Origin of the sequence: Stappia sp. MMSF_3263 (assembly GCF_030733745.1) — a bacterium.
Taxonomy (GTDB): Bacteria; Pseudomonadota; Alphaproteobacteria; order Rhizobiales; family Stappiaceae; genus Stappia.
Genome location: NZ_JASHIK010000017.1, coordinates 23,981 through 49,369, shown reverse-complemented (window position 1 = coordinate 49,369; position 25,389 = coordinate 23,981). Strand labels below are relative to the sequence as shown.

Sequence of the window (25,389 nt, the reverse complement as noted above, 5' to 3'; positions counted from 1 at the left end):
TTTCGGCTCACTCGGCTGCCTGGGGCAGGGGGGTGAGGCCGCTTGCGATGGTTTCAAGGCGCGTGCGGTTGGCTTCCAGGAAGCGGATGTCCTCAGCCATGCAGTGGCGCCCGTAATCGAGGATGAAGCCGGTTGCGGGACGGCGGTCGCAGGGCTCGTTGCAGATCATGTCGAGCTTCTCCAGCTCCTCGCGCAGATGCGAAAGGCGTGCGTCGATGGCCTTGCGGATGACGTCGCTTCCCACCATCTCGGCGCACATGGCAACGAGCAGGAAGGGCGAGCGGTAGATGTCGGGGCCGGGCGGCTCGCTGAGCGCGCGCACGAACTCGGTCCGGCCGGCCTCGGTGATGGAATAGACCTTGCGCGCCGGCTTGCCGCTCTGGATCTCCTCGCGCACGGTAACGAGGCCTTCCGCCTCCAGCCGCGCAAGCGCCGGGTAGATCGAGCCGAAGCTGGCATCGACGAAATAGCTGTACTTGCCTTCGGTCGAGAGTTTGCGGATCTCATAGCCTGTCGCGTCGCCAAAGTTCAGAATCGCTAGGCACAGTGTTCTCACGCTCATGTTCTTGGCCTTTCCGCCCTCGCCGGGATGTCGCCAGCAACGGGTTCGCCGCGGATGGGCCACGGTCGCCGTTTTTTTTCGTGCTGGCTCTTCTTGTCTTTTTCGCCTGGCTGGACCGATATCGCTTGCGCATTTCCTGGCCGTCGCGGGCAGCATGGCGGTCGGCCTCTTGCGGGCAATGACCTGCGGCGTCATCGGCGGCTGCGGGCGCAGCTAGTTTCGAATTGTATTATATATCGGTCCGATATACTTCCGCCTTATATAGGGGGAGGTCGGGTACGCACAAGCACGAAGCATGAATTTTTCGCGCCTTGCTGAATTTTTCATGGGGCATTTGGCCAGCCTGCGCCAATCCACCGCGTCGACATCGTTGCCGCCGCGCCCCATCTTGCCTTTCAGGCTTCCTGGTCGAGAGGAGCCGGAAAGGGCGCCGGCGCGGAAATTCGCGCGGCATCCGGAAAATTTATGGTGGATCGGCATATGAACGAGAGCTTGGACGAGGGAACCGGGACGCGACCCGAGCGCCTGCGCGGCATCGCGTGGCTTCTTGCCTCGCCGTTTTTCCGGCTGCTCGCGATCAACTGGCTGATCGGTGCCTTTGTCGCCGTCCTCGTGCTGGGCGGCTTGCTGTGGTTCGACACGGGCCACCTGCGCAGCCTCATGCTGGCTTCCGAACAGCCGTGGCTGCCCGCCCTTGTGCTGCTGTTCGGGCTGATGATCACGCTGTGCTCGGCCGCCATGGGCGCCGCGATCATGGCGCTTCCTTCCGGCGATAGCCGTTCCGGCGGCGGCGGTCGTTCTCGTCATTCCCGGCCGCTTGCGCCGGCCCTTGTGGCCGTTCCCGCCCGCCCACGTCCCTGACCGGTTGGCCCACCGGGTGCGAAGTGCTTGCATCGGCGCGCGGTTTTGGGTTTCCTCGCAGCCATGAGCGGCCCGGCAGCGGGCCTTGGCCCACTCCACGGGACGATCCTCCATGAGCGACACCTATCCGCGTGACCTGATCGGCTACGGGCGCGAGACGCCTGATCCCCAATGGCCGAACGAGGCGAATGTCGCCGTCCAGTTCGTTCTCAACTACGAGGAAGGCGGCGAGAACTGCGTTCTCCACGGCGACAGCCACTCGGAAGCCTTCCTGTCCGAGATCGTCGGCGCCGCGCCCTGGACGCGCCAGCGCCACATGAACATGGAATCGATCTACGAATACGGCTCGCGCGCCGGCTTCTGGCGCCTGTGGCGGATGTTCACCGAACGCGCCATGCCGGTCACCGTCTACGGCGTCGCAACCGCGCTGCAGCGCAACCCGGACGCGGTCGCGGCGATGAACGAGGCCGGTTGGGAGATCGCCTCGCACGGCCTCAAGTGGATCGAGTACAAGGACTTCTCCCGCGACGACGAGCGCCGCCACATGGACGAGGCGATCCGCATCCACGAGGAGGTGACCGGCTCGCGTCCGCTCGGCTGGTACACGGGGCGCTCCTCCGAGCACACCCGCGACCTTGTCATGGAGGAGGGCGGTTTCCTCTATGATTCCGACAGCTACGCCGACGATCTTCCCTATTGGGTCGAAGGCCCGGCCGGACCGCATCTCGTCATTCCCTATACGCTCGACACCAACGACATGCGCTTCGCCACGCCGCAGGGCTTCAACTCGGGCGACCAGTTCTTCACCTACCTGAAGGACACGTTCGACACGCTCTACGCGGAAGGCGAGGCGGGCGCGGCGAAGATGATGAACATCGGCCTGCATTGCCGTCTCGTCGGCCGTCCGGGGCGCGCCGCCGCGCTCGCCCGCTTCCTCGACTATGTCGCCTCGCACGAGAAGGTCTGGGTGGCCCGGCGCATCGACATCGCCTGGCACTGGCATGCCCACCACGCCGCCGGTTGAGGCGGGCGCCGCGGCGGAACACGTCGAGGCCCTCGTCGAGCGGCTGCACGCGACGCAGCCGCTGCGCGTCTGGTCGCTGATCGTCACCATCTTCGGCGATGTCGTCGTCCCGCGCGGCGGCGAGGTCTGGGCCGGCACCCTGTCGGACCTGCTCGGCCTGATGCGCATCGACGCGCCGGCCGTGCGCGCCGCGCTCTCCCGCCTTGCCCGCGACGGCTGGCTCGACCGGGTCAAGGTCGGCCGGCTCAGCTATTGCGCGCTCTCGGGCGAGGGCCGCCGCGCCTTCGGCCCGGCGCTGGCGCGCGTCTATCGGCTCGCTCCGGCGGCAGGAGACGACGAGACGCCGGAACTGCGCGTCCTTGTGCTGCCCGAGGGCGATGCCCGCGCCGCCCTGCGCGGCGCTGCCCTGGCCGCCGGCTACGGCCAGCTCGGCCCCGGCATCCTGCTCGGCACGCCATCTAGCGCCGAGCTTCCCGGAAATGCCGCCGGCAACGGCATCGTCACGCTTGCCGCCTCGCTGCTCTCCGGCTCGCAGGAGGAACTGGTCGAGCGCGCCTTCGACCTTGCCCCGCTCGCCGCCCGCTACCGCGCCTTCGTCGCCGCTCATGCGCCGCTGGCCGAGGCGCTTGCCACCGGTGAACGACTGTCGGGCGAGGCGGCCATCGTCGCCCGCATCCTGCTCATCCACGACTATCGGCGCCTGATCCTGCGCGATCCGCTTCTGCCGCGCGCGCTGCTGCCCGCCGACTGGCCGGGCCATGCGGCCAACGCGCTCGCCGCCCGCCTTTACGGAGCCCTGCGCCCCGGCGCCGAGGCCTGGATCGCCGCCCATGCCCGCGCCCGCGACGGGGCGATGCCCGCCGCCGACGCTGTCGAGACGCTGCGCTTCACCTGACCCGGACATCCCGGCGCGCGCCCGCAATCGCTCTTTCGCGTCGCAACGTGTGACGAAATTATCTTGAACTATAAAATATCGTCACGTATCATGCCTGTCATGATGAGGCCGGCTTCCGGGCGAGGGGAGTGGCCGCGCCGCCGGTGGGCCCCATATGGTCCGCAAGGGCAACCGAGGGAGGGTCTTGCGCATGTACACCCAGGCACTGAACGCCCGCGACACGGAGACGTCCGCGATCGAGGACGCCGAGCGTCTTGCCGCCTTCCAGGCGCGTGTCGATGCGGAAGACAAGATCGAGCCCAATGACTGGATGCCGGAGAGCTATCGCAAGACGCTCGTCCGCCAGATTTCCCAGCACGCCCATTCCGAGATTGTCGGCATGCTGCCCGAGGGCAACTGGATCACCCGCGCCCCGACCCTGAAGCGCAAGGCGGCCTTGCTCGCCAAGGTGCAGGACGAGGGCGGTCACGGCCTCTACCTCTATTCCGCCGCCGAGACGCTCGGCGTCTCGCGCGAGGAGTTGACCGGCCAGCTTCTGTCGGGCAAGGCGAAATACTCCTCGATCTTCAACTACCCGACGCCGACCTGGGCCGATATCGGCGCCATCGGCTGGCTCGTCGACGGCGCGGCGATCATGAACCAGATCCCGCTCTGCCGCTGTTCCTACGGGCCCTATTCGCGCGCCATGATCCGCGTCTGCAAGGAAGAGAGCTTCCACCAGCGCCAGGGCTACGAGCTGCTGCTGGAGATGTGCCGCTCCTCCGAGGAGCAGAAGGAGATGGTGCAGGACGCGCTGAACCGCTGGTGGTGGCCCTCGCTGATGATGTTCGGCCCCTCCGACACGGATTCGAAGCACTCCGCCCAGTCCATGGCCTGGAAGATCAAGCGCTTCACCAATGACGAGCTGCGCCAGAAGTTCGTCGATGCGACCGTGCCGCAGGCCCATTACCTCGGCCTGACGCTTCCCGATCCGGACCTCAAGCTCAACGAGGAAACCGGCCACTGGGAATATGGCGAGATCGACTGGGAGGAGTTCTCCCGGGTCATCGCCGGCAACGGTCCGTGCAACCGCGAGCGTCTCGCCGCGCGGCGCAAGGCGCATGAGGCCGGCGCCTGGGTGCGCGAGGCGGCCCTTGCCCATGCGCAGAAGCGCCGCGACCGCCGCGAGGCCGCGCGCCACGCCGCCGAATAGGGGGCAAGGCGGTGCACGTCGCCCAGTTCAACATCTCGAAGCCGCGCCACCGGATCGACAGCCCGCGCATGGCCGGTTTCGTCAACAGTTTCGACCGCGTCAACGCCGCGGCGGACCGCAGTCCGGGGTTCGTCTGGCGCTATGTGGCGACCGGAGCGGATGCCGCCGCTCTGCCGCGCGACGGGGACGATGAGGTGATCGCCAACCTGTCGCTCTGGAAAACGGTCGCGGACCTTGAGAACTACGTCCGCAACACGGTTCACAGGCAGGTCTACGACATGCGCGAACATTGGTTCGCGGATCTCGGCAGGCCCCATTTCGTGATGTGGCTCGTGCCGGAAGGGCACCGGCCGACGATGGAAGAAGCATTCGGGCGGCTCGGCCACCTGCGGCGACACGGCGACAGCGACCACGCCTTTGGCTGGGACGGCCTGCCGCATATCGAGCGCTGGCTGGAAGCGCGCCACTCCTGAGGAGGACACAGCAATGACCGAGAAGAACACGCCGCTCTGGGAAGTCTTCATCCGCTCGCGCACCGGCATGGCGCATCGCCATTGCGGCTCGGTGCATGCGGCCGACGAGGAGATGGCGCTGCAGGCGGCGCGCGATGTCTACACCCGGCGCGGCGAGGGCGTTTCCATCTGGGTGGTGCCGTCCGCCGCCATTGTCGCCTCCGATCCTTCGGAGAAGGAGGAGATGTTCGAGCCGACCGCCTCGAAAATCTACCGTCATCCGACCTTCTACGAGATCCCCGAAGAAGTCGGGAACATGTGAGCGGGATGGGGAGCGACATGACCGCCAGCGACACCATCGCCGCAACCGACCTCAAGGGCGATCTCTTCGCCTATGCCCTGCGCCTTGCCGACGATGCCGCCATTCTCGGCCAGCGTCTGGGCGAATGGTGCGGCCACGCCCCGACGCTCGAGGAGGATATCGGCCTTGCCAATATCGCCCTCGACCATATCGGCCAGGCCCGTGCCCTCTACACCCATGCCGCCGAGATCGAGGGCAAGGGCCGCAACGAGGACCAGCTCTGCTTCCTGCGCAAGGAACGCGAGTTCGGCAACTGCCTGCTGGTCGAGCAGCCGAACGGCGACTTCGCCCAGACCATCCTGCGCCAGCTCTTCTTCTCCGCCTTCATGCTGCCCTTCTGGCGCAAGCTGATGGCCTCGCAGGACGCAACGCTCGCCGCCATCGCCGCCAAGGCCGAGAAGGAAGCGACCTACCACGTGCGCCACTCGGCCGAGTGGACCATCCGCCTCGGCGACGGCACGGTGGAAAGCCATGCCCGCGCCCAGGAGGCGGTCGACATCCTGTGGCCCTACACCGGCGAGCTGTTCGAGGCGGACGATCTGGTTTCCCGTCTGGTTGCCGCCGGCATCGCCGTCGACCCGGAGAGCCTGCGCGAGGAGTGGCGCGCCACCCTGCGCCAGGTGTTCGACGAGGCGACCCTGACGCTTCCCCCTGAGGGCTGGTTCCAGACCGGCGGCCGCTCCGGCCTTCATTCGGAAGGTTTCGGCCATCTCCTCACCGAGATGCAGTACATGCAGCGCGCTTACCCGGGCATGAGGTGGTGACGATGGGTGCGCGGCTCGTCGATCTCGATGCGGAAAACGCCTGCCGGCGGGCCTTCCAGGTTGCCGCCGAGGTGCCCGATCCGGAAGTCCCGGTGCTCACCATCGGCGACCTCGGCGTGCTGCGCGACGTGCGCATGGGCCTCGACGGCACGCTCGAGGTGGACATCACCCCGACCTATACGGGCTGCCCGGCCATGGCCGTCTTCACCATGGACATCGAGACGGCGCTTGCCGCCGCCGGCTTCGACAGGGTGCGCATCAACACCGTCCTGTCGCCGGCCTGGACCACCGATTGGCTGAGCGCCGAGGCGCGCGAGAAGCTGCGCGCCTACGGCATTGCCCCTCCTGCGGGCAAGGCCTCGCGCCGGGCGCTGTTCGGCGACGACGACGTCGCCTGTCCGCGCTGCGCTTCGCTCGACACGGAAAAGGTCTCCGAGTTCGGCTCGACCGCCTGCAAGGCGCTGTGGCGCTGCCGTGCCTGCGCCGAGCCTTTCGACTATTTCAAGTGCCACTGACACAGGTGCCGCCGGGCGCAACCGGCCGGCCCGGCGGGCGAACGAGACCCGCATCTGAGGGAGATAACCGCATGTCGCCGCGATTCCACGCGCTCAAGGTCAAGGACGTGAAGCGCGAGACGCCCGAGGCCGTCTCGATTTCCTTCGACGTGCCGGAGGCTTTGCGCGATGCCTACCGTTTCTCCGCCGGACAGTATCTCACCCTGCGCGCCGTCATCGACGGCGCCGAGGTGCGCCGCTCCTATTCGATCTGCGCCGGCGAGGATGACGGCGAGCTGCGCGTCGCGGTGAAGAAGATCGACGGCGGCGTCTTCTCCGCCTTCGCCAACGAGAATGTTGCCGCCGGCGACGAGATCGACGTGATGACCCCGTCCGGCCGCTTCCTGCTGCCGGCGCATGAGGGCGGGCGGCGCAGCCTCGTCGCCATCGCCGCCGGCTCCGGCATCACCCCGGTGCTCGCCATGATCCGCACGGTGCTGACCCGCGAACCGGAAAGCGAATTCTTCCTCTTCTATGGCAACCGCAGCGCCCAGACGATCATCTTCAAGGAAGAGATCGAGGACCTGAAGGACCTCTTCCCGACCCGCTTCGGCGTTTTCCACGTCCTCTCGCGCGAGACCCAGGACGTCGAGATCCTCTCGGGCCGTCTCGACCGCGACAAGCTCGCCACCCTGCTTACCCATGTCGTGCCGGCGCGCGAGGCGGACGCGCTCTTCCTCTGCGGTCCCGGCGAGATGATCGAGGCGGCGACCGCGACGCTGAAGGAACTCGGCGTCGACGAGGCCCGCATCCATCGCGAGTTCTTCACCCCCGCCGACGGCTCCGCCCCGCATGCGGCCAAGCCCGCCCATGCGGATGCCGACACCCGCCACGAAGCGCGCGCCGAGCTGATCATCGACGGCGCCCGCGTTGCCGTTCCTGTCGCCGCAGGCGAGACGATCATCGATGCCGCGATCCGTGCCGGCGTCGAGGCGCCGTTCTCCTGCAAGGGCGGCATGTGCTGCACCTGCCGGGCCAAGGTAGAGGCCGGCGAGGTCGACATGGCGGTCAACTATTCGCTGGAGCCCTGGGAGGTCGAGGCGGGTTTCGTCCTCACCTGCCAGTCGCGTCCCGTCACCGACACCGTGGTGCTCGACTTCGACGCGATGTGAGGGCCGCCTGCAAGGTTTCATAGGGCCGGGCAAGCGGGAGCGTTGCGGAGATTGGCCCCTCCATTCTCCGCATGATTTGCGGCGAATGGCCTTGGTCTTGCGGCGAATGACGTCTATATTCTCCGCAAGGAGTGCGGAGAATGCCGACCTATATCCATCAGCTCGATACCTGGCCGGTCTTTCGCTGGGACCGCGACACCGTCGCCACGCGGCTTGCCGCCGTCCGTCACCGGCAGGGGCGGTTGCTTGGGCGCATGGACACGCTCGGCTTCGACCTGCGCGCCGAGGCGACCCTGCAAAGCCTCACCGCCGAGGTGATCAAGTCCAGCGAGATCGAGGGCGAGATTCTGGAGAAATCGCAGGTCCGCTCCTCCATCGCCCGCCGTCTCGGTCTCGATATCGGCGGTCTCGCGCCTGTCGACCGCAATGTCGAGGGCGTGGTGGAAATGATGCTCGACGCGACGCAGCGCTTTTCCGCGCCGCTCGACGACGAGCGCCTGTTCGCCTGGCATGCGGCGCTGTTCCCGACCGGGCGCAGCGGCATGACCAGGATCGCGGTCGGCGCCTGGCGCGGCGCGCAGGCCGGACCGATGCAGGTCGTTTCCGGCGCCTTCGGGCGCGAAAAGGTGCATTTCGAGGCTCCGCCCGCCGACCGCCTTGCCGTCGAGATGGCCGCCTTTCTCGACTGGTTCAACGCGGCAACGCCCCTCGATCCCGTCCTCAAGGCGGCGCTGGCGCATCTGTGGTTCGTCACCATCCACCCTTTCGACGACGGCAACGGTCGCATCGCCCGCGCCATTGCTGACATGATGCTGGCCCGCTCCGAAGAGAGCCCGCAGCGCTTCTACAGCCTGTCGGCGCGGATCCGGCAGGACCGCAAGGCCTATTACGCCATCCTTGAGGCCACCCAGAAGGGCGATCTCGACGTCACTCCCTGGCTGCTCTGGTTCCTCGACAGTCTCGACCAGGCCATCGCCGGAGCGGCCGACAGCCTCGCCGAGGTGCTGCGCAAGGCGCGGTTCTGGGAAGCGATGGCGGGCGAACCCCTGAGCGAGCGCCAGCGCAAGGTCGTCAACCGGTTGCTCGACGGTTTCGAGGGCAAGCTCACCTCGTCGAAATGGGCAAGGCTGGCGAAGGTCTCGCCCGACACGGCGCTGCGCGACATCAACGACCTTCTCGCCCGCGGCATCCTCGTGCGCGATCCCGGCGGCGGTCGCTCGACCAGTTATTCGCTCGCCGGCCTGGTCGGTGAATGATGGTCCTTGGCAGCGATTGCTCATTGCCTGCCAATGCCTAAGATCACGACACCCACCGCAAAAAGCGATTCCCGGATCGCGCGACACCCCAAAGGGAGGACCTCCATGAAACTCGTCCGTTACGGACCCGCCGGCTCCGAGCGTCCCGGCCTGGTCGATGCCGACGGCCGCATCCGCGATCTCTCCGCCCATGTCGACGATGTCGCCGGCGCGGCGCTCTCCGACGAGGGGCTCGCCCGCATCGCCGCGCTCGATCCCGCCTCCCTGCCGCTGGTTGCGGGCGACCAGCGCCTCGGCCCCTGCGTCGGCCATGTCGGCAAGTTCATCTGCATCGGCCTCAACTATTCCGATCACGCGGCGGAGGCCGGCCTTGCCGTGCCGCCCGAGCCCATCGTCTTCATGAAGGCGACCTCGGCGATCTGCGGTCCCGATGACGGCATCGAATTGCCGCGCGGGTCGGTCGCCACCGACTGGGAGGTGGAGCTTGCCGTGGTCATCGGCCGCCATGCCAAATACGTGTCGGAGGCCGATGCGCTCTCCCATGTCGCCGGCTATTGCGTTGCCAACGATGTGTCCGAGCGCGACTTCCAGACCAAGCGGGCCGGGCAGTGGACCAAGGGCAAGTCGGCCGACACGTTCGGCCCGCTCGGACCCTGGCTCGTCACCCGCGACGAGGTCGCCTATCCGCAGGCGCTGTCCATGTATCTCGATCTCAACGGCAAGCGGATGCAGTCGGGCTCCACGGCGACCATGATCTACGGTGTCGCCCATGTGATTTCCTACCTGTCGCAGATGATGAGCCTGCATCCGGGCGACGTCATCTCCACCGGCACGCCGCCGGGCGTCGGCATGGGGATCAAGCCGGATCCGGTCTATCTGAAGGCCGGCGACCGTCTCGAGCTCGGCATCGAGGGGCTCGGCGTCCAGCGCCAGGCCGTCCGCGCCGCCGGCTGAGCGGGCGACAGACACGAAAACGCCGGCGCGGGAGGCCCGCGCCGGCGTCGATGTGTCGTATTGGTTTCAGCTGGCCGGATCAGCCGGCATTGGCCGAACGGGGGCCGCGGAAGCGTCCACGGTTGCCACCGGTGCCATTGCCCCCGCCCGCGCCGTCACGGGCGCCGGAACGGAATCCTTCGCGGCGACCTTCCGCGCCTGGACCGGCATGCGCCTTGTCCTTGCGCGCAGCGCCGCCACGATGCTCGCCGTTGCCGTTGCCGTTGCCATTGCTCTGGCCGCGCGTGCCGTCGGCGCGCTGCCCGTCGCGGGCAAAGCGCGGACGCTCCGTGCGGCCTTCGCCCTCGATGCGCGGACGGAAGGGTTTGCGCTGCTGCTGGCCACGGCCGCCGCCACCGCCACCACGACCGGGCTTGCGGGCGCCGCCCGAGGGGCCGTCATCGTCGCGCTCGACCAGCGTCTTGCCGATCAGCCGCTCGATGTCGCGCAGGAACGGACGCTCCTCGCGGTCGCAGAACGACACGGCGATGCCGCTCGTCCCGGCGCGCGCGGTCCGGCCGATGCGGTGCACATAGGCTTCCGGCACGTTCGGCAGTTCATAGTTGACCACATGCGACACGCCGTCGACATCGATGCCGCGTGCCGCGATATCGGTGGCGACGAGGATCGGCGTGCGGCCGGCGCGGAACGAGTCCAGCGTGCGCTGGCGCTGTCCCTGGCTCTTGTTGCCGTGGATCGCCGAGGCCGACAGGCCTGCCTGTTCCAGCTGCTTGGTCACCTTGTCGGCGCCATGCTTGGTGCGGGTGAAGACGATCGCCCGGTCCATGTCGTCGCTGCGCAGCACGTCAAGCAGCGCCTGGCGCTTGGCGTCGCGCTCGATCAGGAGCACCTTCTGTTCGATCCGGTCGATCGGCTTGGAGGCCGGCGCCACGGCGATTTCCTGCGGATTGTGCAGGAAGTCGTTGGCCAGCGCGCGGATCGGCTTGGGCATGGTGGCCGACAGCAGGATCGTCTGGCGCTCGCGCGGCAGGCTCGCCAGGATCTGGCGGATCGCCGGCAGGAAGCCGAGGTCGAGCATGTGATCGGCTTCGTCGAGCACGATCGTGGTCGTCCGGTCGAGGCGCACCGCGCCCGTCTGCATGTGGTCGATCAGCCGGCCGGGCGTGGCCACGACGATGTCGACGCCGCGCGACAGGGAGCGGATCTGCGGCATCGGCCGCACGCCGCCGGTGACGACGGTGGCCGAATGGCGCACCTTCTGCCCGTAGGCGCGGATGCTGTCGGCGATCTGCGAGGCGAGCTCGCGCGTCGGTGCCAGGATCAGCGCGGTGCAGGTCTTGGGATCGGGGCGCAGGTTCTGTGTCGCGATGCGATGCAGCAGCGGCAGCACGAAGGCCGCGGTCTTGCCGGTGCCGGTCTGGGCAAGGCCCATCACGTCGGAACCGGACAGGATCGCGGGAATGCCCTGTGCCTGGATCGGCGTCGGGCTGGTATATCCCTCGGCCGCAATGGCCTTGAGGATCGGCTCGGCGAGGCCGAGGTCGTTGAACGTGGTCAAGCGGACTCCTTGCTCGCGCCCGCACGCCATCATTGGGCGGCCGGTCGCGGTCCGTGTCTTACAATGAAGGGAGCTTGCGCAGATCAGCTGCCTTGAGGATGCGCTCGCACCGCCGGGCGGTGTCTCTTGGAGCGGCTTCTGGGCAACGATCGGGAGGAAGGTTGCTTCGCGGGGCGCCGTGCACGAAAGGTCGTGTCTCTACGCGGACGCCGTCGCAGGGTCGTAGACCACAGATCATGCTGCGGCGCAATGGAAATCGTTTGCGGCGCGATTTGGAACAAAAATTCCATAAACCGCTGCCGCCGGGCGGTTCCACCGAAAAGCGAGGTGACGAGCCGGGGACTGCGTGCCGTCGTTCTGGCGCATCCGCGCCGATCGCCGGCTGCCGGAACTGCGGCGCCGGCAGGCTTCCCTTGCTCGTGGGGAGCAACAAACGGCCAGGTTGCATGATCCCCGCGAATCCTTGGGAGGATATCTAACAATCTGACACTGTGAGTGAAATTTTGGAGGCGGAGCGCGGGCGCTGCCCATCCGTGCCCGCCGGGCCATGTCGCCGCATGACGCCGGTTTCGCGGGAAAAGGCCAGAAAGCTGTTGCGGGTCGTAAAAATGGAATTTATGTTCCGTTTTGAGCGAGGTGCCGCGCGCTGCGGCGGCGGCAGGCCGAGCATCAGGCAAGACAGAAGCCCAGGCAGAAGACAAGGGGGAGGCGGTCGTGGCGGCCACAACATCCGCGAAAGCCGGAGCCGGCGCGGGCAGGGGCGACAGGCCGCTCGACGTCATCACCATCGGCCGGTCCTCGGTCGATCTCTATGGCGCCCAGGTCGGTGGCCGTCTCGAGGACATGCGCGGCTTCGCCAAGTATATCGGCGGCTCGCCCACCAACATGGCCGCCGGCACCGCCCGTCTGGGTCTGCGATCGGCCCTCATCACCCGCGTCGGCGACGAGCATATGGGCCGGTTCATCCGCGAGGAGCTCGCCCGCGAGGGCGTCGACGTGCGCGGCGTGAAGACCGATCCCGAACGGCTGACCGCGCTTGTGCTTCTGGGAATTCGCGACCGCGAGCAGTTTCCGCTGATCTTCTACCGCGAGAACTGCGCCGACATGGCGCTGGAAGAGGGCGACATCGACCCGGCCTTCATTGCCGAGGCCGGTTGCGTCACCGTCACCGGTACGCATCTGTCCCATCCGCGCACGGAAGCCGCCGTGCTGAAGGCGCTGCGCCTGGCGCGCGGGAACGGCGCCCGGACCGCGCTCGATATCGACTACCGGCCCAATCTCTGGGGGCTGGCCGGGCATGACGCGGGCGAGAGCCGTTTCATCGCCTCGGCGGACGTCACCGCCAAGCTGCAGGCGCATCTTTCCCTCTTCGACCTGATTGTCGGCACGGAGGAGGAGTTCCACATCGCCGGCGGCAGCACCGACACGCTCGCCGCCTTGCGCGCGGTGCGCGCCGTCTCCTCCGCGACGCTTGTCTGCAAGCGCGGCCCGATGGGTGCCGTCGCCTTCGAGGGCGCCATACCCGACGATCTCGACGAGGGCATTTCCGGCCCCGGTTTCCCCATCGAGGTGTTCAACGTGCTCGGCGCCGGCGACGGCTTCATGTCGGGCCTTTTGCGCGGCTGGCTGCGTGAGGAAGGCTGGGAGCGGGCACTGACCTATGCCAATGCCTGCGGCGCGCTCGCCGTCTCGCGTCACGGCTGCACGCCGTCCTATCCGAGCTGGGAGGAGCTCTGCTTCTTCCTGGAGCGCGGCGTGCGCGTGCCGGCCTTGCGCAAGGATGCGGAGCTGGAGCAGATCCACTGGTCGACCAACCGTCACCGCTCCCGTGGCGGCGACTGGTCGGTGATGCGGGTCTTCGCCTTCGACCACCGCATGCAACTGGAGGACCTTGCCCGCGATCTTGCCGCCGACCCCTCGCGCATCCCGCATTTCAAGGCGCTTTGCCTGGAGGCCGCGCGCCGGGTGCAGGACGGCCGTGCTGGCTACGGCATCCTGTGCGACGGCCGGCTGGGCGAGGAAGCGTTGTTCCGCGCGGCCGGCACCGGCCTTTGGATCGGCCGCCCCGTGGAGCGGCCGGGCTCGCGCCCGCTTGAGCTGGAGATCGGCGCGGACTACGGCTCGGCGCTTGCCGAATGGCCGGTGAATCACGTCGTCAAGGTGCTGTGCTTCTACCATCCGGATGACGATGCCGTGACGAAGGCAAGCCAGGAGGAGACGGTCCTGCGCCTTGCCCGTGCCGCGCGCGCCAACGCGCTGGAGTTCCTGCTCGAGGTGATCCCCTCCAAGGTCGGCCCCGTCGACGACGCCACCACGGCGCGGGTCATCGAGCGCTTCTACGAGATCGGCGTCTTTCCCGACTGGTGGAAGCTGGAACCGATGACGAGCGAGGCCGGATGGGCGCAGACCTCGGCCACGATCGAGCGCTACGATCCCCATGTGCGCGGCATCGTGGTGCTTGGTCTCGACGCGCCGCTGCACGAACTCGCCGCAAGCTTCGAGGCCGCCGCCCGCTTTCCGCTGGTCAAGGGCTTTGCCGTGGGGCGCACGATCTTCCTGGAGCCGGCCGAACGCTGGCTTGCGGGCGAGATCGGCGACGAGGAAGCAGTGGTGGCAATGGCCTCGACATTTGCCAGACTGTGCGCCATCTGGGACGGTGCGCGCGGCCGGGCCGTTCCTGTTTCCCGTGGAGAACCGACATGACCCAGACCATACGCCTCACCGCCGCGCAGGCCATGGTGCGCTTTCTGATTGCCCAGGAGAATGACGCGGGCGAACCGCTCATCCCGGGTTGCTGGGCGATCTTCGGTCACGGCAATGTCGCCGGTCTCGGCGAGGCACTGCAGGGCGCGGGCGACGATTTTCCCACCTGGCGCGGCCACAATGAGCAGGGCATGGCCCATGCGGCCATCGCCTATGCCAAGGCCGTCAACCGCGCCCAGGCGATGATGGTCACCACCTCCATCGGCCCCGGCGCCACCAACATGGTGACCGCCGCCACCCTTGCCCATGTCAACCGGCTGCCGGTGCTCCTGGTGCCGGGCGACGTCTTTGCCGGCCGCGCGCCCGATCCCGTGCTGCAACAGATCGAGGACTTCGCCGACGGCACGATTTCGGCCAATGACTGCTTCCGCCCGGTGTCGCGCTATTTCGACCGCATCACCCGGCCCGAGCAGCTTCTGGCCGCGCTGCCGCGCGCCATGTCGGTGCTGACCGACCCGGCCGAATGCGGCCCGGTGACGCTGGCCTTCTGCCAGGACGTGCAGGCCGAGGCCTTCGACTGGCCGGAAGACTTTTTCGCCCCGCGTGTCTGGCGCCGCCGCAGGCCGCGTCCCGATACGGCCGAACTGGCGGCGGCCGTCGCGGCGATCCGCGCCGCGAAGGCCCCGCTCGTCATCGCCGGTGGCGGCGTCCTCTATTCTGGTGCTGGCGACGCGCTGGCCGAATTCGTCACCCGGCATGCGCTTCCCGTCGCCGAGACTCAGGCCGGAAAATCGTCGCTTGCCTGGGACCATCCGCTCAATCTGGGATCCATCGGCGTCACCGGATCCTCGGCGGCCAATGCGATCGCCGAAAAGGCGGATCTCGTCATCGGCATCGGCACCCGCTTCCAGGATTTCACAACAGGGTCCTGGGCGCTGTTCGGCAATCCCGACTGCCGCATCCTGTCGCTCAATATCACCGGCTATGATGCGGTCAAGCATGGCGCGCTGCCACTTGTCGCCGATGCCCGCGCGGCGCTCGAGGACCTCTCCGCTGCGCTCGGCGACCACCGGGCCGAGCCGCCGGCGCCTGCGTTGAAGAGCGAGTGGATCGCCGCCGTGGACGCGGCGACGGCCGCCCCGTCGGGCAATGCCCTGCCGAGCGATGCGCAGGTCATCGGGGCCGTTCAGCGCGGTACCGACAAGGACGCGATCCTGCTGTGCGCGGCCGGCGGCCTGCCGGGAGAGTTGCACAAGCTGTGGAAGGCCTCGCGCCCCAACGGCTATCACATGGAATACGGCTTCTCCTGCATGGGCTATGAGATCGCCGGCGGGCTCGGCGCCAAGATGGCGCATCCGGACCGCGAGGTCGTCGTCATGGTCGGCGACGGCTCCTACATGATGATGAATTCCGAGCTCGCCACCTCCGTGATGCTCGGTCACAAACTGGTCGTCGTGCTGCTCGACAATCGCGGCTACGGCTGCATCAACCGGCTGCAGATGGCGACCGGCGGGGAGAGCTTCAACAACCTCCTCGACACTGCCCGTCACGCGGTGCCGAGCGCCATCGACTTCGCCGCCCATGCGGCCTCCATGGGCGCCATCGCCGAGAAGGTCGACGACATTGCCAGTCTGGAGGAGGCGCTCGCCCGCGCCCGCGCCTCCGACCGCAGCCATGTCATCGTCATCGACACCGATCCGCTGGCAACGACGCAGGCTGGCGGCCACTGGTGGGACGTCGCCGTGCCCGAGGTGTCCGGGCGCGCCGAGGTCCGCGCCGCCCGCGCGGGCTACGAGGCGGCGGTGAAGAAGCGAAACGCCTAGGTGTTCAGTCCCACCCCTGACATCCGGCGGCCTGTCGCCGCCTTTTCGAAAGACCCCTGCCATGATTCTCTACGGCACCAACCCGATCGCCTGGTCCAATGACGACGACCAGTCGCTCGGCGCGCATATCAGCCTCCAGACGTGCCTGTCGCAGGCGGCCGAAATCGGCTTCGACGGCATCGAGAACGGCCACAAGTTCCCGACCGATCCGGCGGAGCTTGCCGCGACGCTTGAGCCGCACGGCCTGAAATTCGTCTCCGCCTGGTATTCGCTTCATCTCTTGAGCCGTTCGCCCGAGACGGAGATCGAGGCGATCGGCGAGCATCTTGCCCGCCTCAAGGCGATGGGTTCTCCGGTTCTGATCGCCTGCGAGACCTCCAACGCCGTGCACGGACAGGACGGCGTCGCGCTCAACGACCGGCCGCGCCTCGATGCGGAGCGCTTCGCCCGTTTCTGCGAGGACCTTGAGAAGGTCGCCACCCATTGCGCGGGCGCGGGCGTGCCGCTCGTCTACCATCACCACATGGGCACAATCGTCGAGAGCGAGGACGAAATCGACCGCCTGATGGAACTGACCGGCCCCGCCACCCGCCTGCTGCTCGACACCGGCCACGCCTATTTCGGCGGCGGCGATCCGGCCCGCCTTGCCGAAAAGCACATGGCCCGCGTCTCTCACATCCACGCCAAGAACGTGCGCCCCGACGTGATGGAAGAGGTCCGCTCCCAGGGGCTCAGCTTCCTGGAGGGCGTGCGCCGGGGCGTCTTCACCGTGCCGGGCGATCCGGACGGCGCGGTCGACTTCGCGCCCGTCCTGTCGAGCGCTGCCGTCCATGATTATTCCGGCTGGCTGGTCATCGAGGCGGAGCAGGACCCGGTTGTCCGCGACCCGGTCACCTACCAGTCGATGGGTCTGAAGGCGCTGAAGGAGCTGGCCCGCGCCACCGGCCTCGACAGGGGATAAGCCAGGCCGCAGGGCCTGAACGCAGACAATTCGGGAGGGGACGACATGGCCGACCTGCTTGTGAAACCGAAGGGCACGCACGGCAAGGTGCACGACATCACGCCGCAAAGCGCAGGCTGGTCATATGTGGGCTTTGCACTCCACCGCCTTGCGCCCGGCGACACGGTTGCGGAAGCGACTGGCACGCGCGAGGCGATCCTCGTCCTAGTCGAGGGCAGGGCGGAACTCTCCGCCGGCGGCGCCTCCTTCGGCGAGATGGGCGAGCGGATGAGCGTCTTCGAAAAGACGAAGCCGCATTGTCTGTACGTTCCGAACGGCTCCTCCTGGGAGGCGAGGGCAACCACCGATGTGACCCTTGCCGTTTGCACCGCGCCGGGCAAGGGCGGCCATCCCGCCGCCGTCATCTCCGACATCGGCTTCGAGACGCGCGGCAAGGGCGCCAACACCCGCCATATCCATCCGATCGCGATGGAGGACAAGGACGTCGCCGACAGCCTGCTGGTGACGGAGGTGTTCACGCCGGCCGGCAACTGGTCGTCCTATCCCCCGCACCGGCATGACGAGGACAACTTCCCGGATATGACCTATCTGGAGGAGACCTACTATCACCGGCTCGACCCGGCGACCGGCTTCGGCTTCCAGCGGGTCTTCACCGAGGATGGCTCCCTCGACGAGACCATGGCCGTTTCCGACGGTGACGTGGTGCTGGTGCCCAAGGGGCACCACCCCTGCGGCGCACCGCATGGCTACGAGATGTATTATCTCAACGTCATGGCCGGCCCTCTGCGCAAGTGGCGCTTCCGGAACCACCCCGACCACGACTGGATCGTCCAGCGCGATGCCGGGACCTGAGGGCAAGGGCGAAGTCTTGAAGCGTGCGGAGCGCGGCGATGCGTCGGGTTTCGCCCTCCGGTTGCATCCAATTAACCAGGATTGCATTCGGCCCGGCTCTGCAACTTCCCGAAAGTTTCCCCTTTGCTATTCTCCCCGAGATTGGATCAGGGATTGCGAGGGGTTTCATGCTTGCGAGTTTCTACAGCCCCAGGGGGCGTATCGGTCGTCTGGAATGGTGGGTCTGTTCGACGATTGTAAGCGTGCTGTTCTTCGGCATGCTGTTCTGGATGTTGAGTTTCAAGGGCAAGCCCTCCGGCCTGCCGATCAGCTTCGGCCTTCTGTTCCTGGCCACCGCTCTGTCAGCGGCCTGGGCGAATTTCTGCATCACCACGAGGCGGTTGCATGATCTCGGCCGAAGCGCGTGGTGGTACACGTGGCTTTTGGTTCCGCTGGTCGGCCCGATTCTGCTTTTTGCGGTCTGCGCCTTCTTCCCCGGCGCTGAAGGCGCCAATCGCTACGGTGCGTCCCTGGCGGGCGGCCGGGCATATGACGACAGCGACCGCTGGTCGGCGACGCATATGGACGAGTTGATCCGGCGGCATGCGGCGGACAAGGCCGCCGGGGGCGCGCCCATGCACGCCCAACGCCAGCCGGTCATCGTCGAGAAGCGTTCCGTGCCGGCCGTCGGCGGTCAGCGCCGCCCCGGTTTCGGTCGCCGCGGGCTCGCCTGAGCCGGTCCCGCCTCGGCCCGAGGACCGTGGTCGAAGGTTTGCAGAATAACCGCTCTGGCGTTGTCGGGGACAAGCCTCGTTCGCGGCAGATGCATGAGCTGGAAACGACAAGGCCCGGGCGGAAACCACCCGGGCCTTGCTGCGTTCGACATCACATGATGCAATTTCGAAAAAGTTTGCGACAATTTCTCGCAAATCCGACGTCAGAATTGTCGAAATTGTACTGTCCGCGTGTCGGTCAGCCGTAGATCAGCGCCGCGCCGGCAAGCGCGGTCAGTCCGCCCAGGACCCGCGTCACGGCCTGGCCCTTCGACGAGGCGAGAACGCCGAGGCCGTAGCCGAGCGCCACGCCGGCGAGATGCAGGAGGATGGTCGCGGCGGCAAAGCCCGCGCCATAGGCGGCCTGCGTCGCGGACCCGATTTCCCCGCCATGGGCATAACCGTGAAACAGCGCGAAGATCGCGACGACGGCGGCCGATGCCATGACCGGAAGACGGACGGCGAGCGCCACCAGAAGGCCGAGCGCGACCACCGAGGCGAGGATCGCGGGCTCGACGAAGGGCAGGCCGACGCCGGCGAGCGCCAGGCCGAAACCGGCGAGCATCGTTACGACGAAGGCGGCCGGCACGGCGTAGACGGCCTTGCCGCCGATCTGCCAGGCCCACAGGCCGACGGCCACCATCGCCAGGATGTGGTCGGCGCCGAACAGCGGATGCGAGAAGCCGGCGGCGAAGGAGCCGTGCTCGCCCGGATTGAGATGGGCGAGCGCCGGCGTCGCGCCGGTCACAAGCAGCGCGCCGGCGGCAAGAAGGGCGGCGGGCTTGGCGAAAGTGGTCATCTGCGGTCGATCCTTTGTTCAAGTCGATCAGGCGCCCCGGTATGGGTCACGCTGTCGCGGTTCCTGACATGCTTGCGTCATCGTGTAGCGTTTGAACCGCGGTCCGGGAAGGGGCCCTTGCACGGGTTTGCCTGTTGCGGGGTCCGGTTCGGCCCACGGACACTGTCGATGGGCAATGCTAGGGCCGGTTATCACGGCCTGACAAGTTCAAAAAACGTCCAGTTCCGGTCATTTCCCGTCTACACGGGACAGGCGGGACATGCGTTTTCAGGCCGGTAAGAGAGCACCAAAAAGAGGCGCGACCTGCCGGCCGCGCCCCTGGTCGTTGCTGGTGCCGAATCGCTGTGCGTCCGGCAGCCCGGATCCTAGCGCTCTTCCGTCTGCAGGCCGCGGAAGATCGCGACGCACATCAGGAGCAGCACCAGGGTGAAGGGCAGTCCGGTCGAGATCACCATCGCCTGCAGCGAACTCAGTCCGCCGCCGATCAGCAGCACGATCGCCACCAGTCCCTCGAAGGTGCACCAGAACACCCGCTGCGGCACCGGCGCGTCGACCTTGCCGCCGGCGGTGATCGTGTCGATCACCAGCGAGCCCGAGTCGGACGATGTAACGAAGAACACGATCACCAGCACGATGCCGATCGTCGAGGTGATCGCCGACAGAGGCAGGCCCTCGAGCATGGCGAAGAGCGAAAGCTCCGGGCTGTAGCTGTCGATGACATTGGCCTTCACCGCGCTTGCCGGATCGGTCAGCACCTGGTCGATGGCAACGCCGCCGAAGACGGCCATCCACAGCACGCAGACGAGCGAGGGGATGATCAGCACGCAGGTGATGAACTCGCGCACGGTGCGGCCACGGCTGACCCGGGCGATGAACATGCCGACGAAGGGCGACCAGGAAATCCACCAGGCCCAGTAGAACGCCGTCCAGCCCTCGCGGTAGCCGTCATCGGTTCGTCCGACCGGGTTCGACAGACCGGGAAGGTCGGTGGCATAGGCAACGAGGCCGGTGACGAAGTCGCTGAGAATGGCTGAGGTCGGCCCGGCAAACAGCACGAAGAGCAGCAGCAGGGCGGCGATCACCATGTTGATCTCGGACAGCACCTTGACGCCGCCGTCGAGACCGCGCAGCACGGAGATCAGCGCGATGGAGGTGATGGCGATGATCAGGATCACCTGGACGGTGATCGAGTTCGGGATGCCATAGACATGCTCAAGGCCCGCATTGGCCTGCTGGGCGCCCAGACCCAGCGAGGTGGCCAGTCCGAACAGCGTCGCGAAGACCGCGAGCGTGTCGATGATATGGCCGGTCCAGCCCCAGACGCGCTCGCCGAAGATCGGATAGAAGGCGGAGCGGATCGACAGCGGCAGGCCCTTGTTGAAGGAAAACAGGGCCAGTGCCAGCGCCACGACCGCATAGATCGCCCAGGGGTGCAGGCCCCAGTGATAGATCGTCGCGGCAAGGCCCATCTGCTTGGCCGCCTCGACATTCTCCGGGATGATCGAGCCGTCGGCCGCGAACGGCGAGGGGACGCCGAGCGGTTCGGAGATCGCCATGTGATAGACGGGCTCGAGCACGCCGAAGAACATCAGGCCGATGCCCATGCCGGCGGCGAAAAGCATCGCGAACCAGCCGAGATAGTTGTAGTCGGGCCGCGCATCCTTGCCGCCGAGCCGAACGCCGCCCCAGGGGCTGACGATCAGGAACAGGCAGAACAGCACGAAGATGTTCGCGGCGGTCAGGAAGAACCAGTCGAACGTGCTGGTCAGCATCGGTCGCAGCCAGCCGAAGAAGCTGGCCGCCTGTTCGGGCGCCGCGAGCGCATAGAGGACGAAGGCGACGATCGACAGTCCGGAGATGAGGAAGACCGGATTGTGGATGTCGAAGCCGAACGGTCCGACATTGCCCTCCAGGTTGTGCTGGCCGATCTCGAAATCGGTGTCGATGATGTCGGCCGCGCCTTCCGGTTCTGGGATGCCGGTGGCGCTGTTCTGGTCTGACATTCTGTATCCTTGATCTTGTTCTTGAATCGGCCGCGTATGGACAAGGGCGCCCATCGGGTCGACATCGGGTTGGCCGCCTGGGCGGCCGGGGCTGAGTTTTTCGTGCCGCGCCGGCAAGGCGCGATCTCGTCCGGCTCCGCTGTGCGAAGCCCAAGCACGGTTTCCGGCCGCAAGCGGTGCTGCCGGCAGGGCCGGCGGGCGGTCGGAAGGGCCGTCCGGATGTCCGGGCGACCTAGGCCTTCGGCGCGGCATGCAAGAGCGCTTCCCGAAGGAAGCAGTGTGCCACACAAAGGCAGGGCCGGGCATGCGACTGCACCCCGGCCAAATCGCAATCAATGTGGCATATTTGTGTTATGATCGCAAATCATTAGCAATATCAGAATCTTGAGTTTGATTGACCTTGTTCCGTCCTGCAATGTCGTCCGGTTGCCAATGAGATGAGCGGCGGGGATTCGCGCCGGAGGACTGCTCTCCTTCGTCCGCGGCGCACTTGACTTGGCCGTGTCGCAGGCATCAGGAAGAAGGATGGGCGGGAGCGTTTTCGCGATCGGCGGAAAGGGCCCTTGAGGGAAGCAACGCGTGGCGAATACCGAAATCCTGGATCCCTCCACCGGCCGCCTTCTCCCCGCCGCCGGCATCGAGTTGGTGATCTTCGATTGTGACGGTGTCCTCATCGACAGCGAGATCATCAGCGCGCGCGTCCTGATGGCGGCGCTGGACGAGGCGGGGGTTGCCGTCGACTTTCCCTATTTCAAGGCGCATTTCCTCGGTCGCAGCTTTCCGCGCGTCGCCGAGAGCATCCGCCAGGATTTCCGGGTCCGCCTGCCGGAGACTTTCGAGAGCGACTACCGGGCGCGGCTGCTCGCCGCATTCGAGCGCGAGCTGAAGCCGGTCGCCGGCATCGTCGGGGTGTTGGAGCGCCTTGCCGTGCGCGCCTGCGTCGCCACCAGCAGCAGCCCGCAAAGGGCCGGTCGCTCCCTGCAGCTCTCCGGGCTGGATCGCTTTTTCGGAGGGGACGTGTTCACCGCCTCGCAAGTCGCCAACGGCAAGCCTGCGCCGGATCTTTTTCTCCACGCGGCCGCACAATGCGGTGTCGCCCCCGCCCGCTGCCTGGTCATCGAGGACAGCCTGCCGGGGCTGGAGGCGGCGCGCGCCGCCGGCATGTCGGTCTGGCACTTCATCGGCGGGGCGCATCTCGACCGTTCGGACGCGGTGCTGTCCCCGCCATTGCCGTTTTTTGACAATTGGGAAGCGTTTTTTGATATGGCCCCTGAACTCGGGAAGACGTGACGGGGCGCGACAGCATGGCCGGCAAGAACGACAATGACGTAAGCCGTCTCGACGAGGCCGCCCGGGCCGGCTGGCTCTATTATGTTGCCGGCAACACCCAGGACGAGATCGCCCGCAAGCTCGGCGTGTCGCGGCAATCGGCGCAGCGGCTCGTGTCGCTCGCCGTCACCGAACGGCTGGTCAAGGTGCGTCTCGACCATCCCATCGCCCGTTGCATGGAACTGGCGCAGAAGCTGCGTGAACGATTTCCCCTGCAGAGCTGCGAAGTGGTGCCGAGCGATCCGGCGACGCCCGCCTCCATCGTCGGCATCGCCCAGGCGGCGGCGAGCGAGATGGAGCGCCACCTGAAGTCGCAGGAGCCGAAGATCATCGCCTTCGGCACCGGCCGGGCGCTCAGGGCCTCGATCGACCAACTGCCGACGATGGACTGCCCGCAGCACAAGGTGGTCTCGCTGCTCGGCAACATGATGTCGGACGGCTCGGCCTCGGCCTACAACGTCATCATCCGCATGGCCGACCGGGTCAACGCGCGCCACTACCCGATGCCGCTGCCCGTCTTCGCCCGCTCGAAACGGGAGCGCGAGCTTCTGCACAACCAGGAGCCGGTTCACAACATCCTGGAACTGGCCAAGGACGCGGACGTGACCTTTGTCGGCGTCGGCAACATGGGCGAGACCGCACCGCTCTTCGTCGATGGCTTCGTCAGCCGCGACGAGATGGCGGCCCTGACCGCCGCCGGTGCCATCGGCGAGATCACCAGTTGGGTCTATGGCCGCGACGGCGACCTGATCGAGGGACTGACCAACGACCTCGTCGCCAGCGCGCCGCTGGCGCGCTCTCCCGACAAGCCGATCATCGCGATCGCCGCCGGGGAGGCCAAGGTCGACGCCATGCTGGGCGCGCTGCGCGGGCGCATCGTCAACGGCCTGATCACCAACGAGCTTACCGCCGAGCGCCTGCTCGCACGCTGACCGGCGCTGCGGGAATCCGGACCGTTCGGGGGCGCGGAACCTGTCGGTACCGGGGCGGATCCCGCTCGCCAGGCGGGCAGTCCGCGCCTCGATTTCGAGCAATAAGTGTGGCGCGGCGCGGTGAAAACAGGCTCTCAAGGGGCGGCCGGGCTGACGGCGTTCCTTCAAGGGGTATTTGCATCTATCTGTAAAGTCGACGTGTTTTGCACTGCAGCAACGAAAGTTGCCGTGCGGGCCCTTGCGCCCGCTTGACGGCCTTTGCGCGTTTTGTGAGTATTTGCCCGCAAAATTAGCAAATGCCCAATGGGCATCTGGGAGGAACTCATGACCACTCTTATCCGTGCCCTGCTGGGCGCGACCGCCATCACGCTCGTGGCCGGCCCGGCGCTCGGCGAGAAGCTCACCATCGCCACGGTCAACAATGGCGACATGATCCGCATGCAGAAGTTGACGGACGACTTCACCTCGAAGAACCCGGGCATCGAGCTGGAGTGGGTGACGCTTGAGGAGAACGTCCTGCGCCAGCGCGTGACCACAGACATCGCCACCAAGGGCGGCCAGTACGACATCATGACCATCGGCACCTACGAGGCGCCGATCTGGGCCAAGCAGGGCTGGCTGGTCGAGCTCGACGACCTGGGCGCCGACTATGACGTCGACGACCTGCTGCCGGCGATCCGCGGCGGCCTGACCGTCGACGGCAAGCTCTACGCGGCGCCCTTCTACGGCGAAAGCTCGATGGTCATGTACCGCAAGGACCTGATGCAGAAGGCCAACATGGAAATGCCGGATGCACCCAGCTGGGACTTCATCAAGCAGGCTGCCGCCGCGATGACGGACAAGGAGAACGAGGTCTACGGCATCTGCCTGCGCGGCAAGGCCGGCTGGGGCGAGAACATGGCCTTCCTCTCCGCCATGGCCAATTCCTATGGCGCCAAGTGGTTCGACATGGAGTGGAAGCCGCAGTTCGACGGCGATGCCTGGAAGGCGACGCTGACCGACTATCTCGACCTGATGAACAATTACGGCCCCCCGGGCGCCTCCAACAACGGCTTCAACGAAAACCTGTCGCTGTTCCAGACCGGCAAGTGCGGCATGTGGATCGACGCCACGGTGGCGGCCTCCTTCGTCACCAATCCGGATGACAGCACGGTCGCCGACAAGGTCGGCTTCGCCCTTGCACCCGACAAGGGACTGGGCAAGCGCGGCAACTGGCTGTGGGCCTGGAACCTCGCCATTCCGGCCGGTTCGCAGAAGACCGAGGCGGCCAAGACGTTCATCGCCTGGGCAACCTCGAAGGACTATCTGGCGCTCGTCGCGGAGAAGGAAGGCTGGGCCAACGTTCCCCCCGGCACCCGCACCTCGCTCTACCAGAACCCGGACTACCTGGAGGCCGCGCCCTTCGCCCGCATGACGCTTGAAAGCATCAACGCGGCCGATCCGCAGAACCCGACCGTCGACGAGGTGCCCTATGTCGGCGTCCAGTTCGTCGCCATCCCCGAGTTCCAGGGGCTTGGCACCGCGGTCGGGCAGCAGTTCTCCGCCGCTCTCGCCGGTTCGGTCAGCATCGACCAGGCCTTGCAGAACGCGCAGGCGACCACGGAGCGCACCATGAAGCGGGCCGGCTACATCAAGTAAGCCGACCAGACGACCGGGCCGGCCGCCATGACAGGCCGGCCCGGGATCCCCG

The 25,389-nt window shown here is 67.0% G+C and carries 23 protein-coding genes; 19 read left to right on the top strand and 4 right to left on the bottom strand.

Features of this window, described 5'->3' with window-relative positions; all coding sequences use genetic code 11:
- Positions 1-7: 7 nt before the first annotated feature.
- A complete protein-coding gene (locus RBB46_RS17290) occupies positions 8-562 on the bottom strand; it encodes a PadR family transcriptional regulator (RefSeq protein ID WP_306030262.1) in 555 nt (184 codons plus the stop codon).
- A gap of 480 nt (positions 563-1,042) precedes the next feature.
- Between RBB46_RS17290 and RBB46_RS17285 the strand changes: the two genes are divergently transcribed.
- From RBB46_RS17285 to RBB46_RS17235, 11 genes are all read left to right on the top strand, one after another.
- A complete protein-coding gene (locus RBB46_RS17285; protein WP_306030261.1) occupies positions 1,043-1,423 on the top strand; it encodes a hypothetical protein in 381 nt (126 codons plus the stop codon).
- 112 nt (positions 1,424-1,535) lie between these two features.
- On the top strand, positions 1,536-2,447 hold the full coding sequence (puuE, locus tag RBB46_RS17280; protein WP_306030260.1) for an allantoinase PuuE: 912 nt from the start codon (positions 1,536-1,538) through the stop codon (positions 2,445-2,447).
- On the top strand, positions 2,425-3,342 hold the full coding sequence (locus RBB46_RS17275; RefSeq protein ID WP_306030259.1) for a PaaX family transcriptional regulator C-terminal domain-containing protein: 918 nt from the start codon (positions 2,425-2,427) through the stop codon (positions 3,340-3,342). Before puuE ends, RBB46_RS17275 begins: the two co-directional genes overlap by 23 nt.
- Before the next feature lie 190 nt (positions 3,343-3,532).
- The gene (paaA, locus tag RBB46_RS17270) at positions 3,533-4,534 is read left to right on the top strand and encodes a 1,2-phenylacetyl-CoA epoxidase subunit PaaA (RefSeq protein ID WP_306030258.1); all 1,002 of its coding nucleotides are present in this window, start codon (positions 3,533-3,535) and stop codon (positions 4,532-4,534) included.
- A gap of 11 nt (positions 4,535-4,545) precedes the next feature.
- On the top strand, positions 4,546-5,007 hold the full coding sequence (locus RBB46_RS17265) for a DUF3291 domain-containing protein (RefSeq protein WP_306030257.1): 462 nt from the start codon (positions 4,546-4,548) through the stop codon (positions 5,005-5,007).
- Positions 5,008-5,020: 13 nt separating this feature from the next.
- Positions 5,021-5,308 (top strand): 1,2-phenylacetyl-CoA epoxidase subunit PaaB, encoded by a 288-nt coding sequence (gene paaB / locus RBB46_RS17260; protein ID WP_306030256.1) that lies wholly within the window; start codon positions 5,021-5,023, stop codon positions 5,306-5,308.
- Between the two features lie 17 nt (positions 5,309-5,325).
- Positions 5,326-6,111 carry a 1,2-phenylacetyl-CoA epoxidase subunit PaaC gene (paaC, locus tag RBB46_RS17255; RefSeq protein ID WP_306030255.1) on the top strand — a complete coding sequence of 262 codons (786 nt, stop codon included), beginning with the start codon at positions 5,326-5,328 and terminating at the stop codon, positions 6,109-6,111.
- A 2-nt stretch (positions 6,112-6,113) separates the two neighbouring features.
- Positions 6,114-6,626 carry a 1,2-phenylacetyl-CoA epoxidase subunit PaaD gene (paaD, locus tag RBB46_RS17250; RefSeq protein WP_306030254.1) on the top strand — a complete coding sequence of 171 codons (513 nt, stop codon included), beginning with the start codon at positions 6,114-6,116 and terminating at the stop codon, positions 6,624-6,626.
- A 71-nt stretch (positions 6,627-6,697) separates the two neighbouring features.
- A complete protein-coding gene (paaE, locus tag RBB46_RS17245; protein WP_306030253.1) occupies positions 6,698-7,777 on the top strand; it encodes a 1,2-phenylacetyl-CoA epoxidase subunit PaaE in 1,080 nt (359 codons plus the stop codon).
- A 140-nt stretch (positions 7,778-7,917) separates the two neighbouring features.
- Positions 7,918-9,033 (top strand): Fic family protein, encoded by a 1,116-nt coding sequence (locus RBB46_RS17240; RefSeq protein WP_306030252.1) that lies wholly within the window; start codon positions 7,918-7,920, stop codon positions 9,031-9,033.
- A gap of 105 nt (positions 9,034-9,138) precedes the next feature.
- Entirely contained in the window at positions 9,139-9,987 is an 849-nt protein-coding gene (locus RBB46_RS17235) for a fumarylacetoacetate hydrolase family protein (RefSeq protein WP_306030251.1), read from the top strand.
- Between the two features lie 79 nt (positions 9,988-10,066).
- On the opposite strand, the gene RBB46_RS17230 is transcribed toward RBB46_RS17235, so the two are convergent.
- Entirely contained in the window at positions 10,067-11,545 is a 1,479-nt protein-coding gene (locus RBB46_RS17230) for a DEAD/DEAH box helicase (protein WP_306030250.1), read from the bottom strand.
- A gap of 714 nt (positions 11,546-12,259) precedes the next feature.
- On the opposite strand from RBB46_RS17230, the gene iolC reads away from it, so the two are divergent.
- The 5 genes from iolC to RBB46_RS17205 all read left to right on the top strand — a co-directional run bounded on the left by iolC (position 12,260) and on the right by RBB46_RS17205 (position 18,597).
- On the top strand, positions 12,260-14,248 hold the full coding sequence (iolC, locus tag RBB46_RS17225; protein ID WP_306030249.1) for a 5-dehydro-2-deoxygluconokinase: 1,989 nt from the start codon (positions 12,260-12,262) through the stop codon (positions 14,246-14,248).
- Positions 14,245-16,071 (top strand): 3D-(3,5/4)-trihydroxycyclohexane-1,2-dione acylhydrolase (decyclizing), encoded by a 1,827-nt coding sequence (gene iolD, locus RBB46_RS17220; RefSeq protein ID WP_306030248.1) that lies wholly within the window; start codon positions 14,245-14,247, stop codon positions 16,069-16,071. The genes iolC and iolD overlap by 4 nt, the downstream gene beginning before the upstream one ends.
- 61 nt (positions 16,072-16,132) lie before the next feature.
- Positions 16,133-17,032, top strand: coding sequence for a myo-inosose-2 dehydratase (gene iolE, locus RBB46_RS17215; RefSeq protein ID WP_306030247.1), 900 nt, complete (start codon positions 16,133-16,135; stop codon positions 17,030-17,032).
- Positions 17,033-17,077: 45 nt separating this feature from the next.
- Positions 17,078-17,884, top strand: a complete 807-nt coding sequence (gene iolB / locus RBB46_RS17210; protein WP_306030246.1) for a 5-deoxy-glucuronate isomerase — start codon at positions 17,078-17,080, stop codon at positions 17,882-17,884.
- A gap of 38 nt (positions 17,885-17,922) precedes the next feature.
- A complete protein-coding gene (locus RBB46_RS17205; protein WP_336623174.1) occupies positions 17,923-18,597 on the top strand; it encodes a DUF805 domain-containing protein in 675 nt (224 codons plus the stop codon).
- Between the two features lie 238 nt (positions 18,598-18,835).
- Here the strand turns inward: RBB46_RS17205 and RBB46_RS17200 are convergent, their stop codons facing one another.
- A complete protein-coding gene (locus RBB46_RS17200; RefSeq protein ID WP_306030245.1) occupies positions 18,836-19,435 on the bottom strand; it encodes a HupE/UreJ family protein in 600 nt (199 codons plus the stop codon).
- A gap of 365 nt (positions 19,436-19,800) precedes the next feature.
- Positions 19,801-21,438, bottom strand: a complete 1,638-nt coding sequence (locus tag RBB46_RS17195) for a BCCT family transporter (RefSeq protein ID WP_306030244.1) — start codon at positions 21,436-21,438, stop codon at positions 19,801-19,803.
- A gap of 579 nt (positions 21,439-22,017) precedes the next feature.
- On the opposite strand from RBB46_RS17195, the gene RBB46_RS17190 reads away from it, so the two are divergent.
- From RBB46_RS17190 to RBB46_RS17180, 3 genes are all read left to right on the top strand, one after another.
- Complete coding sequence (locus RBB46_RS17190; RefSeq protein WP_306030243.1) at positions 22,018-22,728, top strand: HAD family phosphatase; 711 nt, start codon at positions 22,018-22,020, stop codon at positions 22,726-22,728.
- A gap of 14 nt (positions 22,729-22,742) precedes the next feature.
- Positions 22,743-23,699, top strand: a complete 957-nt coding sequence (locus RBB46_RS17185) for a sugar-binding transcriptional regulator (RefSeq protein WP_306030242.1) — start codon at positions 22,743-22,745, stop codon at positions 23,697-23,699.
- A gap of 324 nt (positions 23,700-24,023) precedes the next feature.
- Positions 24,024-25,337, top strand: coding sequence for a sugar ABC transporter substrate-binding protein (locus RBB46_RS17180; RefSeq protein WP_306030241.1), 1,314 nt, complete (start codon positions 24,024-24,026; stop codon positions 25,335-25,337).
- Positions 25,338-25,389: the final 52 nt, after the last annotated feature.